The organism is Pseudoalteromonas sp. ND6B (assembly GCF_000764215.1).
Classification (GTDB): Bacteria; Pseudomonadota; Gammaproteobacteria; order Enterobacterales; family Alteromonadaceae; genus Pseudoalteromonas; species Pseudoalteromonas tetraodonis.
This window is the reverse complement of the sequence record NZ_JQFL01000021.1, coordinates 171688-189199: the sequence shown is the minus strand read 5'-3', so window position 1 is coordinate 189199 and position 17512 is coordinate 171688. Positions and strand designations below refer to the sequence as shown.

The 17512-nt window shown below is 41.9% G+C and carries 13 protein-coding genes; 9 read left to right on the top strand and 4 right to left on the bottom strand.

What is annotated here, in order from left to right; all coding sequences use genetic code 11:
- Positions 1 to 810 (top strand): IS3 family transposase (locus ND6B_RS12930; protein WP_033103044.1); only part of this gene is annotated, 810 nt, incomplete at its 5' end.
- A 283-nt stretch (positions 811 to 1093) separates the two neighbouring features.
- Here the strand turns inward: ND6B_RS12930 and ND6B_RS12935 are convergent.
- Positions 1094 to 2077 carry a helix-turn-helix domain-containing protein gene (locus tag ND6B_RS12935; protein ID WP_016899108.1) on the bottom strand — a complete coding sequence of 328 codons (984 nt, stop codon included), beginning with the start codon at positions 2075 to 2077 and terminating at the stop codon, positions 1094 to 1096.
- Positions 2078 to 2298: 221 nt separating this feature from the next.
- On the opposite strand from ND6B_RS12935, the gene ND6B_RS12940 reads away from it, so the two are divergent.
- Genes ND6B_RS12940 through eat form a run of 3 tightly spaced genes read left to right on the top strand, consistent with a single transcriptional unit; the run spans position 2299 to position 6036 of the window.
- Positions 2299 to 3699, top strand: a complete 1401-nt coding sequence (locus ND6B_RS12940) for an ethanolamine ammonia-lyase subunit EutB (protein ID WP_033103029.1) — start codon at positions 2299 to 2301, stop codon at positions 3697 to 3699.
- 2 nt (positions 3700 to 3701) lie between these two features.
- The gene (gene eutC, locus ND6B_RS12945) at positions 3702 to 4586 is read left to right on the top strand and encodes an ethanolamine ammonia-lyase subunit EutC (protein WP_033103028.1); all 885 of its coding nucleotides are present in this window, start codon (positions 3702 to 3704) and stop codon (positions 4584 to 4586) included.
- A gap of 37 nt (positions 4587 to 4623) precedes the next feature.
- On the top strand, positions 4624 to 6036 hold the full coding sequence (gene eat / locus ND6B_RS12950; protein WP_033103027.1) for an ethanolamine permease: 1413 nt from the start codon (positions 4624 to 4626) through the stop codon (positions 6034 to 6036).
- A 64-nt stretch (positions 6037 to 6100) separates the two neighbouring features.
- Here eat and ND6B_RS20270 read toward each other — a convergent pair whose 3' ends face one another.
- Both ND6B_RS20270 and ND6B_RS12960 read right to left on the bottom strand, forming a co-directional pair.
- Positions 6101 to 6826, bottom strand: coding sequence for a MauE/DoxX family redox-associated membrane protein (locus tag ND6B_RS20270; RefSeq protein WP_033103026.1), 726 nt, complete (start codon positions 6824 to 6826; stop codon positions 6101 to 6103).
- A gap of 362 nt (positions 6827 to 7188) precedes the next feature.
- A complete protein-coding gene (locus ND6B_RS12960) occupies positions 7189 to 8211 on the bottom strand; it encodes a LacI family DNA-binding transcriptional regulator (RefSeq protein ID WP_033103024.1) in 1023 nt (340 codons plus the stop codon).
- Positions 8212 to 8720: 509 nt separating this feature from the next.
- On the opposite strand from ND6B_RS12960, the gene ND6B_RS12965 reads away from it, so the two are divergent.
- The 5 genes from ND6B_RS12965 to nagP all read left to right on the top strand — a co-directional run bounded on the left by ND6B_RS12965 (position 8721) and on the right by nagP (position 15940).
- Positions 8721 to 11411, top strand: coding sequence for a family 20 glycosylhydrolase (locus ND6B_RS12965; RefSeq protein WP_033103023.1), 2691 nt, complete (start codon positions 8721 to 8723; stop codon positions 11409 to 11411).
- A gap of 163 nt (positions 11412 to 11574) precedes the next feature.
- On the top strand, positions 11575 to 12486 hold the full coding sequence (nagK, locus tag ND6B_RS12970; RefSeq protein ID WP_033103022.1) for an N-acetylglucosamine kinase: 912 nt from the start codon (positions 11575 to 11577) through the stop codon (positions 12484 to 12486).
- Positions 12486 to 13484, top strand: coding sequence for a glucosamine-6-phosphate deaminase NagB-II (gene nagB-II, locus ND6B_RS12975; RefSeq protein ID WP_016899126.1), 999 nt, complete (start codon positions 12486 to 12488; stop codon positions 13482 to 13484). Before nagK ends, nagB-II begins: the two co-directional genes overlap by 1 nt.
- Complete coding sequence (gene nagA, locus ND6B_RS12980) at positions 13485 to 14612, top strand: N-acetylglucosamine-6-phosphate deacetylase (RefSeq protein WP_016899127.1); 1128 nt, start codon at positions 13485 to 13487, stop codon at positions 14610 to 14612.
- A gap of 32 nt (positions 14613 to 14644) precedes the next feature.
- Complete coding sequence (nagP, locus tag ND6B_RS12985) at positions 14645 to 15940, top strand: N-acetylglucosamine MFS transporter NagP (protein ID WP_016899128.1); 1296 nt, start codon at positions 14645 to 14647, stop codon at positions 15938 to 15940.
- 55 nt (positions 15941 to 15995) lie between these two features.
- Here the strand turns inward: nagP and ND6B_RS12990 are convergent, their stop codons facing one another.
- The gene (locus ND6B_RS12990) at positions 15996 to 17495 is read right to left on the bottom strand and encodes a phospholipase effector Tle1 domain-containing protein (protein ID WP_016899129.1); all 1500 of its coding nucleotides are present in this window, start codon (positions 17493 to 17495) and stop codon (positions 15996 to 15998) included.
- Between the last annotated feature and the right edge of the window lie 17 nt (positions 17496 to 17512).

Sequence of the window (17512 nt, the reverse complement as noted above, 5' to 3'; positions counted from 1 at the left end):
TATGGGCATTTACCGGCCAGTAAAATAGTCCCTAAGCTGCTTGATAAGGGCATATGGATAGCGTCTGAAAGTTCGTTTTATCGTGTCATGAAGGCACATAACTTATTAACGCATAGAGAAAAAGTAAAGCCAGCTAAGCCGATGAAAAAGCCAAGAGCATTGAAAGCAGTGCGTGCAAATGAAGTCTACACTTGGGATATCACCTATTTACCAACGAGCGTAAAAGGGCAATTTTTATACTTATATTTAGTGATGGACATTTTTAGTCGAAAGGTTGTTGGCTGGCAAGTTTACGACACACAGTTAAGTGAATTAGCCGCAGATTTAATGAAGGATATTTGCAGTCGGGAGCAAATAAAGCGCGAGCAAGTCACGTTGCACTCAGATAATGGTAGCCCAATGAAAGGCGCGACATTACTGGCAACATTACAGGAGTTAGGGATTGTGCCATCATTTAGTCGACCGTCAGTAAGTAATGATAATCCATACTCTGAGTCGTTATTTAAAACGTTAAAGTATCGCCCAGAATACCCAGAAAAGGCATTTGAAGATATAAGCGCAGCAAGAGAATGGGTAAGTGGGTTCGTTGATTGGTACAATAATGAGCACCTACACAGTGGTATAAAATTTGTGACGCCAAACCAACGTCATTCAGGTTTAGATAAAGAAATATTAGCTAAGCGTCAGCAGGTAAACGACGCAGCTAAATTGAATAACCCAAGTCGTTGGTCAGGGAAGTCACGAGACTGGTCAATGATAAATGAAGTAAATTTAAACCCTGAGAAAAAAGAAGAAATGCGGGCGGCATAAAATTTAACTTGAGGCGACAACTAACTTGAAAAACTCCGACAATGAGAAGACAACGGGCTTCGAGTGACGAGGAGCGAGCTTGTGAAAACAGCCTACTACCTAGTCATACTATTCTTGAAAGCAGAACCTTTAGCCTTCTCTTTCAGCGCAGCGTCTCATAACCTCTTTGTGAATAAATCACTTAAAACATGTTTGCACAATGAGAAGTGAGTGAGGGTTAATGAGAAAATATAAAAACAGGAATGCTCTTCCCGTAGCTCTTAGCCCGACACCCATCTCTTATTTACCCGTGTATTATCGATTTAGAATTCGCCAAATAAGAAGCATGGTTGCTTAGTGTTTGCGAAGGGTTTTCACCAAATAATTGGGTGTAATCTTTAGTAAATTGCCCTGCATGCCAAAATCCCCAATTGGCTGCGATGACAGAAATTGGCTTATCTTGTTTTGCTAATTTTAGTTCTCTTCTGACGTTATTTAATCGGGTTAAACGTAAAAATCGCAGCGGATTAATCCCTAAAATACTTTCAAAACTGTATTGTAGCGTGCGCCTGCTAACAAAAGTGAGCTCACATAGCTGAGTAATGGTCACGCTACTTTGTGGGTTTGCATTTACATACTCTTTAACTTTATCAACCACCGCTTTTCGGTGTTTATAACTGGGAGCGATACGTTGACACGGAGTCTGTTCGTTTAGTAAATGTAATGCCAACATATTAAGCATGTCTTGCTGTAAATCGGCATTTAGGCCAAAAGCGTTGCTGCTAACCATACTGTTTATTATACCCCGGGCACTTTTTAACATGGCGTTGCTTGTTGTATGTCGCTCAGTACCTGAAGAGGTTATATTTTTTAAGTATATCCCTTGTATCTGAGCCATATGTTCTAACGATTGCGTGTCTATTACTAAACCATAAATATTAAACTGCTCAGGTGTAATAAGCTCAAAGTTACTCTCACTGGTTCGACACATAAATTGATTACTTGCCACATTTAAGCCATTAATTTTGCTCTGCTGAGACTGCTTTGGGATCCCAAGCCAAATAGATTGCGGCGCTATTGCACATTGTTGGTGAAGAGCACGCTCTGTGTATTCTTCAAATGCATGAATATTAGAATAATCCACGCTCTCTATACGCCCAAAAAATCGCCCTTCACTGAGCTGATCATATTTTTGCTGCCACTGCGTTAGGTTATTCGCTTGCTCATCTATATCTTGGGTATGCACCATGCTCTTTTGTGGTGCGCTAGCTAAATCTTGCTGCGTCATAATGGAGTTACTCTTTGCTTTTTTTATTTTTATTAAGATTAAGTTACCACCAGTAACTATAGTTAACTATATGAAATAAAGCCAAAAATGATGATTTGCCAAAATTCGATAGTGTCTTGGTACGAATTAAGCTCTCTTGAAACTAAACAAAATTGATTTATAGCTTATAGGTCAGCAAAACCTGTACCAAGGTTTGAACTAGTTGTTATGTGGAGTAGATCATGGGGCAAAGGTACCGATATACGTTAGGCACGCAGGTGTACAATTTTAAAAACTTGGCTGAAGTAATGGCAAAGGCTACCCCTGGGCGATCGGGCGATCGTCTTGCAGGAGTGATAGCAGGCTCAGCACAAGAGCGAGCTGTGGCGCAAATGACACTGGCAGATATTCCGCTTAAAACGTTTTTAAATGAGGCGCTGATTGCCTATGAAGACGATGAGATAACCCGCTTAATTATGGACGATCACGACACCAATGCATTTATGGCGATTGCTCATTTAACCGTAGGCGATTTTCGTAACTGGTTATTAAGTGACTTTGCAACTCCCGCTGTGTTGGCAAGTGTTAGGCAAGGGATCACCCCTGAAATGGCTGCGGCTGTAAGCAAAATAATGCGAAATCAGGATCTTATTTTAATTGCTAAAAAATGCCATGTAACCAGTGCGTTTAGAAATACCATTGGCTTACCAGGGCACTTATCCACGCGATTGCAACCTAACCACCCTACGGATGATATTAACGGTATTGCCGCCTGTATTTTAGATGGGCTTTTGTACGGTAATGGTGATGCGGTAATAGGTATAAACCCTGCAACCGATAACGTAGCGCAGGCCATTAAGTTGATGACATTGATGGATGAGGTGATTCAAAAATATGAAATTCCTACCCAAAGCTGCGTCCTTACTCATGTTACTAACACGATTGAATGCATTGAAGCGGGAGCGCCGGTTGATTTAGTGTTTCAGTCTATTGGTGGAACAGAAGCAACCAACTCGAGCTTTGGTTTTAATTTAAATACCTTAGCTGAGGCACAAGATGCCGCACTGAGTTTAAAGCGCGGAACTGTAGGCGATAATGTGATGTATTTTGAAACGGGGCAGGGCAGTTCGCTTTCGGCTAACGCACATCATGGACTTGATCAACAAAGCTGCGAAACCCGTGCTTATGCCGTTGCACGAAAATTTAATCCGCTACTAGTTAATACCGTGGTGGGCTTTATTGGTCCTGAATATTTGTTTGATGGTAAAGAAATTACTCGCGCAGGGCTTGAAGATCATTTTTGTGCCAAGTTATTGGGTATTCCGATGGGCTGCGACGTGTGTTACACCAATCATGCCGAGGCCGACCAAAATGATATGGATAACTTACTTACGCTACTTGGAGTTGCAGGGTGCTCGTTTGTGATGGGCATTCCGGGCTCTGATGACATTATGCTTAATTACCAAACCACCTCATTTCATGATGCATTATATGTGCGCCGAGTACTGGGCGCGCGCCCCGCGCCAGAGTTTGAAAAGTGGCTTACTGATATGAATATTATGCGCAACAGTCACGATATTATTTTATCTGATACGTTACCTGCCGCTTTTGCTAAACCACTGAATGCGATTAAAGGGGGCTGAGTATGAAATCAAATTTTAACGCAACGTCTGTTACAAACAACAGCGATAATACACATAAAAATAATGGCAACGTGGTGCATAACCCATGGCGCGATTTACGCCGTTTTACCGATGCACGGATTGGCCTTGGCCGCGCAGGAATAAGCTTACCGACCAGTGAAATGCTGGCGTTTCAATTATCCCATGCACAAGCGCGTGATGCGGTGAACTTTCCGCTCGATATTAATGCAATAACCGAACAGCTTAGCAAACTCAGTGCTGAGAAACAGCTGGCTGCTCCTTTGCGCTTACATAGCCAGGCTGTTGACCGAATGACGTATTTACAACGCCCCGATTTAGGACGTAGGTTAGATGAAAACGGCCGACAAACCCTACTTAATTTCACCGCTGGGCAGCAAAATACGGCTGCAAAATATGATTTAGCCATCGTTGTGGTTGATGGCTTATCGTCGCTAGCGGTGCAAAAAAATGCTTATCCTTTTATTAATGAATTATTAGCGCAGCTAGGTGATAACAGTGAGTTAAACATTGCGCCTTTTAGTGTGGTTGAACAAGGTCGGGTGGCAATTGGTGACGACATTGGAGAGCTTTTAAATGCACAAGTAGTCATGGTGTTAATTGGTGAGCGACCAGGGCTTAGCTCGCCAGATAGCCTTGGTTTATATTTAACTTGGGCACCTAAAACAGGTCTTAACGATGCCTGTCGCAATTGTATTTCAAATATTCGCCCTGCGGGCTTGCCTTACTGTGAGGCTGCAAGGCGTGCAGTTTATTTATTACGTGAGGCAAAAAAATTAAAACTAACAGGAGTGAACTTAAAAGATCGTACACAGGATGATGTGATTGAGCATCAACAATCGAGCCGTCATTTTTTAAATGCGGAATAACGGTAACTAAAAATAAAAAATCGATAAAGAGGATGTTATGTCTACTAATAATTCAGAGTACTTAGCAAAAAGGCAACTTAAAAGTGGCACTGCAGGTTGGTTATTGCTGGCAGGGTTAGGGGTATCGTATGTGATTTCAGGAGACTTTGCTGGATGGAACTTTGGTATTGCAGAAGCAGGCTGGGGCGGCTTTGCCATAGCGGCAGTATTAATGGCTATTATGTATCTCACCTTAGTGTTATCGCTGGCTGAAATGTCGGCTGCTATTCCCGCTGCGGGAGGAGGGTATAGCTTTGCTCGCCAAGCAATGGGGCCAACGGGGGGTTATTTAACCGGCCTTGCGGTATTAATTGAATATGCGTTAGCACCGGCTGCTATTGTTATTTTTATTGGCTCTGCGGTGGAGGCGTTAACGGGGTTTAATGGCCCTTGGGTTTATGCGCTCTTTTACTTGGTGTTTGTGGGTATTCACTTAGCTGGGGTTGGTGAAGCGCTAAAAGTAATGATGGTAATAAGCGGTTTGGCGGTACTTGCTATTGTTGCCACCGCTGTGGTGTTAATCACCAATTTTGATGCGACAAATTTATTTGATGTTGCCGTAACCGATGCTGCTGGCGCGAGTGAATTTTTACCTCTGGGTTGGTATGGTGTATGGGCAGCATTACCTTTTGCTATGTGGTTATTTTTAGCGGTTGAAGGGGTGCCATTGGCGGCAGAAGAGGCAAAAGATCCGGCGAAAGATGTGCCTAAAGGCATTATTGGCGCTATGGTGTTTTTATTGTTTACCGCGTTATTAGTGGTTGTGTTAGTACCCGGGGCAGCAGGTGCAACAGCAATGGGCGCAAGTGCAGTTCCGCTGGTGGATGCGTTAAATGCGACGGGCAATAACGATTTAGCAACCGTGGTTAATATATTAGGGTTAGCAGGGCTGGTGGCTTCATTTTTCTCTATTATTTATGGTTATAGTCGATTGGTGTTTGCGCTGTCGCGTGCGGGATATTTACCCCGTTCGTTATCAATTACTACCGCGCGTAAAGTGCCCGCACGAGCGCTTATTGTACCTGCTGTATTTGGTTTTTTAGCTTCACTAAGTGGTGAGGGCGATTTAATGTTAGCTATGGCGGTGGTTGGTGCAACCGTATCGTATGCGTTAATGGCGTTAAGTCATATTTTACTGCGCTATAAGCAGCCAGATTTACCTCGTCCTTATAAAACGCCTGGCGGGACTGTGACTTCAAGTATTGCATTATGCTTATCGTTGATTGCACTGACCGGTGTGTACGCCTTTGATCCCCGCGCTTTTTTATACACTATGGTGTTATTTATAGTGGGAGCTGCGTATTACTTTGGCTTTAGTTCTAAACATTTAGTGGCCAAAAGTGCAGATGAAGAGTTTGCTATGCTAGCCGATGCAGAGGCCGGTTTAAATATCTCCATAAGTGAGAGTTAATTTTACTTTATAAATACAGACTTAATAGTGGCGCGGTAGGTTTTAAACCTATCGCGCCTTTTTATTATTTAACTAGCATCCAGATACCGGCTGCTATCATAAATAGGTTTTCGGTTAGTGAAATAAAGCCAAGTGGTACATTGCTATCGCCGCCAACACAGGCACATTTAAGTTCGCGTTTGTCTATATACACGGCTTTAATCACGGATATTGCGCCGACACTACCAATAAACAAAGAGATAGGTGCAACCAAGTAAACTGGAAGTGCTACAATCATGGCCGCGCCAACAAAGGCTTCTAAAAATGGATATACATAAGCGTAAGGAATCACTTTCATGGCAAGTAAGTCGTAAGTGATAAAGGAATTTGAAAAACTGGTTAAATCTTGTAGCTTTTGAATGGCTAGTACCGCCATGGTTAATGCCACGAAAAGCTCAAGTGTATACATGCTTAATCCTGCACCGCTCAACGAAAAGGCTAAACTGAGCAACAAGGTAACCGCAAAAATCGCTATCACAGGGGTATAGGTTGTACCTTGCTGACCGGCAGGCGATTTATTAAAGAAACTTCTAAGCTCATCGTAGCCACCGATGCGCTTATCATCTATAAACGTTTGTGGTGTTGTTTCTACGTCGTGTTGCTGTTTAAACGCATCGGTTTGCGCTCTTGAGGTGAGTAAATGATCGTCTACTTCAAAGCCTTGACGTTCAAGTAAATCTTTAGATTTTAAACCAAATGGGCAAATATGTTCATCGGTTGCCATTCTATACAATTGGGCTGACTTGGCCATATTTTACTCCTGTATATTTATACCAATTTGCAATAATACTTAATCATTTTGAGGGGGCAAATCAGACGCTCACAGCGTGAAAAACGTCTCATTTAGAACAACTCAATAACGAAATTTTTTGCCTTGCTATCGACACAATTTTCCTCCCTCAAAATAGCTCAGTTAATTAAGCGAATTGGTATTGGAGAGGTTAACTGAGTTATATAACCTTGAAAGATCAACAGGCCCTAAGTGTAAAATTTACAACATGTGCCGTTTTATTGTTAATAAACTCAGTGGTACAGGCTATGCGTTCAAAAATCAGGCCGCTTTTAATGCTTTAAGCGCTGAAGGGGGACTTGCAGCGCGTGCCAGCTAATTAATTATAAAGCTATAGGAGGGGCTGTTGAATCTCTGACAACCAGTTCTGGTGTGTATAGTTTAATAATATCGCGGTCATTGCCATTACGAATTTGCGCTATCAGTAAGCTGGCTGCATCTTCAGCAATTTTATTATTTGGCTGATGCGCTGTAGTGAGCTTTGGCCATGTTTGGCGTGAGAATGGGCTATCCTCAAACCCTGTAATAGAAAGCTCGCTGGGTATATCAATGTTCATTAATCTGGCTGCAAATAACGCACCGGCGGCTATTTCATCGTTACATGAGACGATAGCGGTTGGCCTGTTTTGTTGATTAATGAGTGTTTTAGCACCCTCAACCCCGGATTCAAATGAGTATTCGCCATCAATAATTAAGCTAGGGTCTATAGTAATGTCGTATTGTTTTAAAGCCGCTTTGTAGCCCTCTAAGCGCTCTTTGGTGGAGTTATGTTCGCTGCCCCCAGCTAAAAAGCCAATGCGTGTGTGGCCATTATTTATAAGGTGTTCGGTAATCGATTTAGAGGCGAGGTTATCGTCAATCATAATACAGGGCGTTAATGAGTCAGGCGCGTCGTGTCCTGATAAAATACGCACAACTTTTAGGTCAAGCTGTGTCAGCTTTTCAACAAAATGTGGCATCTCTGAAAATGGCGGCGTGAGTAAAATACCGGCAATTCGGGTGCGTTTTATCATGCTGGTTATTTCGTCAATAATATGTGCTTCTTTGGCATCGCATGGGTGGATAAGTAGTTCAAACCCTTGCTTTTTACACGCATCTAAAATGCCGTTTTGCATATCTATAATATAGTAGGCATTTGGATTGTCGTAAATGTAAGCAATGCTGTAAGCTTTTGTTCCTGCGAGACTTCTTGCAGCAAGGTTAGGCTGAAAGTTCAACTTTTTAACCGACGCCATGACTTTCTCACGGGTGTTGTCACGCACCGAGGTTTCGTTATTTATTACTCGTGATACCGTTTTTATTGATACCCCGGCATCTTTTGCCACGTCGTTTATTGTTGTTCTCATAGGTTTAATAGACCTTTACATATCATTTTGGGTACTAATTTATCTTTATCGGTTAACAACTACAGCAAAAGCAGTTAACAGTGCTCGGTTTTTATTATTTGACGGCTAAATTATAAAGACATCATTGAATATTAACAGTTAATTTATACGCCTTTCTTGTGAGAATGGTAGATAAAGTTTTAGGTAATAATTTAGTAATATTTAAATTTAATTTAAATACAATAGTTTAAAAGAATATTAAGCACATACATGTAAATTTTTTGTATCTTTTTTGCCCTTCTGTGTAGCTATAAAAGAAAAAAAAGGATACATTAACAACTTAATGACAGCGTTGTCATAAATTGGTGCGCGCTGTTAATTATTATTTAAACCCTAAGGTAGCGGATTGTGTGCGCTAAGGTGGCAATTGCTAGATGTGAATAGTGATTGATTTAAAAGCGGGATTAATTTAAGTATCTGAAAGAGATACTTGAGTGACTAAGTTAATAACAATAGAGGGAAAGTAGCGAATGAAGATTAAATCATTACTGACAGCATGCTGCTTAGCACTGGGTTTGAGTGCGTGTCAGGGCAATGTTGATGAACAAAATACGGTATCGGTTCAGCTAAGCCCCGCAAACGATAGCGCCGTAGAGTTACTTGCTAAAACGTTACAAATAAAATATCAGCAAGTTGATAACCGTCCATCAGCACAGTGCGATCCAGATATAGAAAACGGTCACTGTTTTAAAGCGTATTTACATTTAACCGCCAACTCGGCGATTAACGTTGACCAATGGAAAATTTACTTTAGTCAAATTACACCTATTCAAACGGCGGTTAGCGATGAATTTACTATTAAACGCGTTAATGGCGATATTCATGTCATTGAGCTTAAAGACGGGTTTACTGGCTTTAAAGCGGGTGAGACTAAAACGATTACTTTTTATGCGCACTTTTGGTCATTATCGCAAAGCGACGCAATTCCTAATTATATAGTTGTTAATAATAATGACACCGCTAAAGTGATTGAAAGCACAAAACCTAAAATTGACCCAGAGACAGGGTTAGAGGTGTTGCCACATGTTATGCCTTACACCGATTATGAACGTCAGTTTAAACGTACCGCGAATGATAAAACGCAGTGGCTTAGCGCTGAGCGCTTGTTTGAGCGCAATGAAAAATATGACTTTTCTGCTTATTTAACGTCGCAAAATCAAGTGAGCAATGTGATTGCTCAACAAATTATTCCGTCCCCACGTTTTAGCGAATTTAGCCAAACTCAAACGCTAGATATAAGCCAAGGGCTTAATATTAACTACTCAGGAATAGATAAAACACACTTATCTGCCGCAACACAAAGGTTAGCACTACTAGGTATTAATATAAGCGATGATGCAGCGGCCATTAAGGTCACACTTAATACAGTAACTAAAAATGATGAATTTGAAGGCAGCTATAAGTTAGCGATTAAAGCTGATGAAATTGTGATTAATGCCGCTGATGAAGCGGGCATTTTTTATGCTTTGCAAAGCTTAGCGAGTTTGTATCAGGTTAACAGTAATATGTTACCTGTGGGAGAAGTAATTGATGCACCGCATTATCAGTTTAGAGGTGTGTTGGTGGATGTTGCGCGTAACTTTCGCGACAAAGGCTTTATTTTAAAGCTGCTTGATCAAATGGCGGCTTATAAACTTAATAAGCTGCATTTACATTTAGGTGATGATGAAGGTTGGCGTATAGAAATCCCATCACTTCCTGAACTTACAGATATAGGGGCGAAGCGTTGTTTTGATCAAAGCGAGCAACAATGTTTAATGCCACAGTTGGGCGCAGGGCTTGATACTTCAAGTGCAGCAAACGGCTATTATTCGGTGGCTGATTATCAAGAAATACTTAGAGCGGCGAGTGCGCGTCATATTCAAGTGATCCCATCACTTGATATGCCAGGGCATTCTCGCGCTGCAATTAAAGCCATGCAAGCGCGTTATAATAAATACATAAAACAAGGCGATAAACAAAAAGCCGAGCAGTTTTTACTTTATGATCCGCTTGATACAACCGTGTATTCGTCGGTACAGCACTATAACGACAATACAATTAATGTGTGTTTAGACTCATCGTATGCGTTTATTCGTGAAGTAATGGAACAGGTAAAAGGCATACACAGTGATGCACAGCATCCGTTAACCCGTTATCACATAGGCGCCGATGAAACCGCCGGAGCGTGGGTTGACTCACCAGCTTGTGCTGATTTTATTAAACAAAATAAGTTAGAAATTACTGAAGCGAGTCAGCTGGGCAGCTATTTTATTGAACGTATTGCGAATATGTTGGCTGATATGAATATTGAAACCGCTGCATGGAGCGATGGTTTATCGCATACTAATCCAGAGAATATGCCAGAGGTTGTACAAGGTAATAGCTGGGATTTATTAATGTGGAACGGCCATCAACGTGCCCATGAATTTGCTAATAGAAATTGGCAAGTGGTGCTCTCGTCGCCAGATGTGCTGTATTTTGACTTTCCGTATGAAGCAGACCCACAAGAGCACGGCTATTACTGGGCTTCAAGGCATATAAATACCGAAAAAATATTTCAGTTTATGCCAGATAATTTACCTATTCATGCTGAATTTTGGCTCGATAGAGAAGATAAGCCTTATGTAGCTGATGACACGTTAAAGCATGATGAGCAAGGCAAGGTAGTATCAGCGCCTTTGGCAAAAGATAAACGCTTTATTGGTATTCAAGGGCAGTTATGGAGTGAAAATACGCGCACCAATAATATGGCCGAATATAAGCTCTTCCCACGGTTATTATCGTTGGCACAAAGAGCATGGCATAAGGCAGATTGGGCGGTACCGTATGATCACAATGGCTTTGTTTATAGCCAACAAACAAATCGCTTTAGCTCAGCATTAAAACAGCAGCGCGATCAGCAATGGCAGACTTTTGCAGCCACAATGGGACTAAAAGAATTTCCTAAGCTAGAAATGGCTGATGTGCATTATCGTCTTGCAAATGCGGGCGCAAAAATTGAGAACGGCATGTTGTACGCCAATATTGCCTACCCTGGTTTGGTAATTGAATACAAACAAGGAAGCGGCCAATGGCAAACCTATAAACAACCCGTCAAAGTAACACAAGATGTATGGATTCGATCTAAGACTCCATCAGCAAGTCGTGTAAGCAGAAAGCTCAAAGTAACGCACCGATAAGGTGCGTTTTCCTTTAAATTATTGAAGATGAAAGAAGTTATTTATTTGTAAATAAAAATAATGACAACGCTGTCATTTGTGCTAGTATAAGATTCATACAGTATGACAGTCCGGTTTTATTTTCAGTGTTTTGCAAAACGGTCGAACAAATTAAGAGGCAAAAATGATCACCAACAATATTAATAACAATCAACTCTTTGTGGGGATCGATGGCGGTGGCACTAAATGTAAAGCAATTATCGTCAATAGCTGTAATGAAATAGTAGGCACCGGTGTGGCAGGCCCTGGTAACCCGTTACATGGATTTAGCCAAGCAACGCATTCCATTGAGCAATCAGCGCATTTAGCCTTACAAGATGCAGGACTCAAAGAGACGCCTTTATCTGCATTAATCGCAGGGGTTGGCCTGGCGGGAGTTAACTTACCAAGTTTGCATAATCAAATGACCCAGTGGCAACACCCATTTAAAACTATGCATTTAACGACTGATTTACTCATTGCTTGTATGGGCGCTCATCAAGGTAGTGATGGCGCAGTGATGATTGCAGGTACTGGCTCGTGTGGATTTTCATACGTTAATGGTCAATCGTTTATGATTGGTGGTCATGGTTTCCCACACGGTGATAAAGGCAGCGGTGCATGGATAGGCTTTACTGCTTGTCAGCAGGTGTTGTTAAGCCTAGACAAGTTAACCCCAAGTGGTGCGCTTACTAATTTGATTATGAAGTATTTAGAAGTGCGTGATGCAATGCAACTTGTTGAAGTAATTGCGAATAAACCCGCCGCCTTTTTTGCGCAACTTGCAGGTTGTGTTTTTCAATCAGCACAAGCAAACGATGCCATTGCGATTGCCATTTTAAAAGAAGGTGGCGCGTACTTAAGCGATATTGCACGTCAACTATTAGATAAAAACCCACCAAGGCTTTCGTTTATTGGTGGCTTATCAGCCGTGATGACAACATGGTTAGATCCAGACATTCAAGCTATTTTATCAGCCCCATTATCGTCACCAGAAATGGGGTCTGTACTTTACGCTAAACAACAGCACGTTAATTACAGCAGCCAGGAGTTATGATGTTTAACACCCTAATGGAAAAAGAAGCGGCGCAAACGCCAAATGTTATTGAAAAGCAAATTATTGCCAACCAACCTTTAGTGGAAAAAATTGGTCATAAGCTTCGCGATATGGCCCCTAAGGTGGTGATGATGATTGGTCGCGGTTCATCAGATCATGCTGGCGTTTTTGGTAAATACTTAATTGAAATTGAAGCCGGTGTACCGGTCAGTTCAGCAGCGCCATCAGTGGCGAGTGTATATGGTAAAACATTAAAGCTTGAAGGCGCTGTGGTGATTGTAATTTCTCAATCAGGACGCAGCCCAGATATTCTCGCTCAAGCAAAAATGGCGAAAGAGGCGGGCGCTTATTGTATTGCACTGGTTAACGATGAAGCGTCACCATTGCAAGACATAGTAGATGATTTTGTCCCCCTTAAAGCCGGTGATGAAATTTCGGTGGCGGCAACAAAAAGTTACTTAGCCACGTTATCGGCATTGGTACATATTGTTGCTAATTGGACGCAAAATGAGTCATTATTACAAGGGCTTAAAGAGCTGCCTAGCGCGCTTGATGCAATGATAGACTCGCCAACTCAGTTACAGCCTAGTGAGTTTGCAAACATTAAGAACATGGTGGTATTAGCCCGTGGTTTAGGGTTTTCTATCTCAAAAGAAATGGCACTTAAGCTTAAAGAAGTGTGTGCTATTCATGCTGAGTCATTCAGTAGTGCAGAATTTTTACATGGTCCGGTAACCTTAGTTGAGCAAGGGTTAGTGATTTTAGATTGCTCGGTTGATGATGAAACTAAAGAGTCACATCAGCACCAAATTGCTGAGGTTAAAAAACGCGGTGCACACGTGATTAGCCTTAATCAAAACGGTATTAACGTACACCCTCGATTAGCGCCATTTTTAGTATTGCAGCGTTTTTATCTTGATGTGGCAAAAGTAGCGTTAAGCCGTGGTTTTAATCCTGATGAGCCTAAGGGGCTTAAAAAAGTAACAAGGACATTATAAATGTCAGTAAAACGTATTCATGTAGCAGAACTATTTGATGGCGAGCAATTTGTTAACGACAAAGTGTTAAGCATTGATGCGGGTATTATTACGGCAATAGATGATAACGTGCAACAGGCAGATGAGCATCTAACGGGGTTAGTTGCGCCAGGCTTTATTGACGTGCAAGTAAATGGTGGCGGTGGTGTATTGTTTAATCGTACTAGCAGTGTTGCTGGGGTTAAACAAATGCTGCTGGCACATGCCAAGTATGGCACAACTGCCATGTTGCCGACTTTAATTACTGACACGGTTGAAGTGATGCACCAAGCAGCCGATGTCATTGCTGATGCTATTGCTTTGCAGACTCCCGGTATTATTGGTATTCACTTTGAAGGCCCGCACTTATCTGTTGCAAAAAAAGGCGCTCATAGCGCTGATTATATTCGCCCTATTTCTGAACAAGAATGGCAGGTATTATCTCGCCAAGATTTAGGTAAAGTGGTGGTAACAGTTGCACCTGAAAATGTTCTGCCAAGTGATATCGCTAAAATGTGTGAGGTAGGCATACACGTTTGTTTAGGTCATACCAATGCAAGCTTTGCTCAAGCTCAGCGCGCGGTTGATGCTGGCGCAACCGGATTTACGCATTTATATAATGCTATGTCGCCATTACAGGGGCGTGAGCCAGGTGTTGTAGGCTGTGCATTATTAAACGATGACACCTATTGCGGCCTAATTGTTGATGGGCATCATGTTGATTACGCTGCATGTCAGCTTGCGTTAAAAGCAAAGCCAATGGGTCGTGTTTTTTTAGTCACTGATGCGATGCCACCAGTGGGTACGAATGACACCGAATTTGCTTTTTTTGACCGTACCGTCACCTTAGATAATGGTAAGCTCACCTCTACCACGGGTGAACTGGCAGGATCTGCGCTTGATATGGCAACCGCAGTAAGAAATACAGTAACCCATTTAAAGCAGCCATTAGCGCAAGCGCTTAATATGGCAAGTTTATATCCTGCTCAGTATTTACAGTTGCCCGCCACACACGGGCGATTAATACCGGGCAGTCCAGCAGATTTTGTACAATTAAACACACAACAACAAGTCATTAGCACGTGGATTGGCGGCGCTCAGGTTTGTTAACAACATAATAAATATAAATAAAGGAAAATAACATGACAACCAATGTTATGGATACGTCCAAAAATAGTAGCGTGGTCCCTATGGCCATTGTTGCGGTATTATTTTTTATACTGGGCTTTGCTACTTGGCTAAATGGCTCATTAATGCCGTATTTAAGTCAGATTTTACAGTTAACTCCGTTTCAAGGGTCGTTAATTTTATTTTCCTTTTATATTGCCGTCACCTTTACTGCGCTTCCCTCGGCCGTGTTAATTAAAAAAGTTGGCTATAAGAACGGGATGGCGCTTGGCATGGGGTGTATGATGTTAGCGGGTTTACTGTTCATTCCTGCTGCTATGTCACAGTTTTTTCCTCTGTTTTTATTAGCCCAGTTGGTGATGGGGGCAGGTCAAACTCTATTACAAACTGCGGTTAACCCGTACGTAGTGCGTTTAGGGCCAGAAGAGTCGGCTGCTGTGCGTATTAGTATTATGGGTATTTTAAATAAAGGCGCAGGGGTTATTTCTCCGATGGTATTTACGGCCTTAATTTTAAGCAACTTTACCGGTACGGTAGGCACAGAGCTTAGCCAAGAGCAAGTTGATGATATGGCCAACGGCCTTATTTTACCTTACTTAGGCATGGCCATATTTATTGGTTTATTAGCTTTTGCGGTTAAAAAGTCGCCGCTACCTGAACTTATTAATGATGAAGTTGACGCAATAAACGATAAGGGTGAAATTCGTGAAACACTCTCTCATCCAAACTTAGTGTTAGGCGCTATTGCGATATTCTTGTACGTGGCGGTTGAGGTTATTGCAGGCGATACCATAGGTACTTTTGCACTATCGCTGGGAGTCGAAAAATATGGGGTAATGACCTCATACACTATGATGTTTATGGTGTTTGGTTATATTTTAGGTATTTTACTTATCCCTAAATTTATTTCTCAGCAGAGCGCTTTAACCGCATCGGCTGTATTAGGGATTGTTATTACATTATGTATTTTACTGCTCGATGCACAGTCGTTTGTTATTGCCAATGCGCTATTGGTGCCTTTAGGCGGCGCTAATTTGCCTGATGTTTTACTGCTGATTGCCTTTTTAGGCTTAGCAAATGCGATTGTTTGGCCTGCGGTGTTCCCACTAGCATTATCAGGATTGGGTAAACTTACTAGTACTGGTTCTGCGCTTTTAATCATGGGGATTGCCGGAGGTGCATTTGGTCCCGTTTTATGGGGGCTACTGAGTGGCTTTACCTCGTTACAAACAGGCTACTCGGTGTTGTTACCTTGTTATCTATTCATATTATTTTATGCCGTGAAAGGCCATAAAATGAAAAAGCAATAACCTCCACCAGCTATCCCTAGCTCAGTGCACTTTGCAGTATAAAGTGCACTGATTATCAGCTTAATCGCGTTACTTTAAGTTTTATCCTACCGGCATTCGCACCATAAAAACGACTTAAATCATTAGCGAATGGGCAAAATTCTCCTGATTTTTTAATGGTTATTTCAACGCCTTCGGCAATTTCAAAGGCATGTTCATCGCTTTGACCAATCGTGCCGATTAAACTAAACCACTGCGCTGTAGCTAAACGTCTAAATGGCTCAAGTAATGCCATGGGGATTTCTTTAACGCCGAGTTGCACGTTATCGCGATGCCACCCAGAAGGAGAGCACTTTATACCATCGTCATACCAATATTGATTAGGATAAGGTGTAAAACGGTAGGTCGCACCTTGGGCAAGCATTAAGCCGGTGGCGTTGTAGGCTTCACTGGCATATACCATCACATCTTGGCTTTGGTTTATGCTAAGTAAACTCATATTTTGGTTGGCTAGCATTATATGGGCACTGAGTCCCATAAAGTTTAACGTGCTGTCGTCGCTGTAAATCATTTTATAATGTAAGTTTTTTAACGATTCGGGGCGATAGCTGGTTAGTTTATTAATTCGCTGTGCAACACTGTGATGTATTAATGGGGCGACGTGGCTGATTTCATCGTCAATTAATACACAGCACTGCCTATCAACAAGTTTAAAAAATGGGTTTAGCCAAAAGTAATTTTGCTGATGACTTAACGCCAGTGGATCGGGAATAACAGTCACATCGTCTTGGGCAACCAAGTTACTCTCAGGTAAAAGGTTTTCGTAATCGATGTCATGACTGGTTAGCAATGAAACTGACAGCGGCTGAGCAATAAGCCACTCAAGTGCATAACGCAAGCAAATATCGGCAAGTCCATCGCGATAGTAGCCGCCTCCCACATCGGAATGGGCTCCTGCGAACCACAGCTCGGTAATGTTAGCTTGCTGGTTCATTAACGTCGGTTCAAAGGCGCGACGTTTTTCATCAAGCGCTACACAGTGCAGCGCCTCAGAGACATTACTGGCAATGGTGTGATTTTCAAAAATAACATGCTCTGCACCCCAAGTGGCTTTACTCACTTTTGACATGCCAATTGAAGCCACTGTATCAAACACACATAAATACACCTTTTCATGTATGAGTGGCTCTAAGCACTTTGCAAATCGCCGCGCTAATGCAGCGCCTCTGCTAAAGCCGGTGAGTAGTAGGGTATCGCCGCTTTGGTAATGCTGTTTAAAATCATTAATAGCTTGATTTAAAATGCTGGCTACATCGTCTGAACGTGGGGCGAGTGCTTGATTTAAAATTCGTTTTAAACGACTGCCTTTAGTGCCTATGCCTTGGTAATAAAAACTTAACTGTTTGGAAAATGGGGTGGTGGGAGAATCATCAAGTTTACCACCGAGCAATAAGTGTAGTTTTAAAATATTAGAAATACTGGCGTCTTCTTTAAAATGCTCTGTACTAAATTGATCTGCGTCTCGGGGTTCACTGCCGGTACCATCAAAATTAAAAATAAGCGTTTTATCCGACATAGCCTGTTTCCTTAAAA

Coding starts and splice junctions, on each gene's coding strand:
- nagP (WP_016899128.1), top strand. CDS start 14,645: ATGACAACCAATGTTATGGATACGTCCAAAAATAGTAGCGTGGTCCCT.
- ND6B_RS12960 (WP_033103024.1), bottom strand. CDS start 8,211: ATGAGAACAACAATAAACGACGTGGCAAAAGATGCCGGGGTATCAATA.
- ND6B_RS12990 (WP_016899129.1), bottom strand. CDS start 17,495: ATGTCGGATAAAACGCTTATTTTTAATTTTGATGGTACCGGCAGTGAA.
- eutC (WP_033103028.1), top strand. CDS start 3,702: ATGAAATCAAATTTTAACGCAACGTCTGTTACAAACAACAGCGATAAT.
- nagB-II (WP_016899126.1), top strand. CDS start 12,486: ATGTTTAACACCCTAATGGAAAAAGAAGCGGCGCAAACGCCAAATGTT.
- nagA (WP_016899127.1), top strand. CDS start 13,485: ATGTCAGTAAAACGTATTCATGTAGCAGAACTATTTGATGGCGAGCAA.
- ND6B_RS12940 (WP_033103029.1), top strand. CDS start 2,299: ATGGGGCAAAGGTACCGATATACGTTAGGCACGCAGGTGTACAATTTT.
- ND6B_RS12935 (WP_016899108.1), bottom strand. CDS start 2,077: ATGACGCAGCAAGATTTAGCTAGCGCACCACAAAAGAGCATGGTGCAT.
- eat (WP_033103027.1), top strand. CDS start 4,624: ATGTCTACTAATAATTCAGAGTACTTAGCAAAAAGGCAACTTAAAAGT.
- nagK (WP_033103022.1), top strand. CDS start 11,575: ATGATCACCAACAATATTAATAACAATCAACTCTTTGTGGGGATCGAT.
- ND6B_RS12965 (WP_033103023.1), top strand. CDS start 8,721: ATGAAGATTAAATCATTACTGACAGCATGCTGCTTAGCACTGGGTTTG.
- ND6B_RS20270 (WP_033103026.1), bottom strand. CDS start 6,826: ATGGCCAAGTCAGCCCAATTGTATAGAATGGCAACCGATGAACATATT.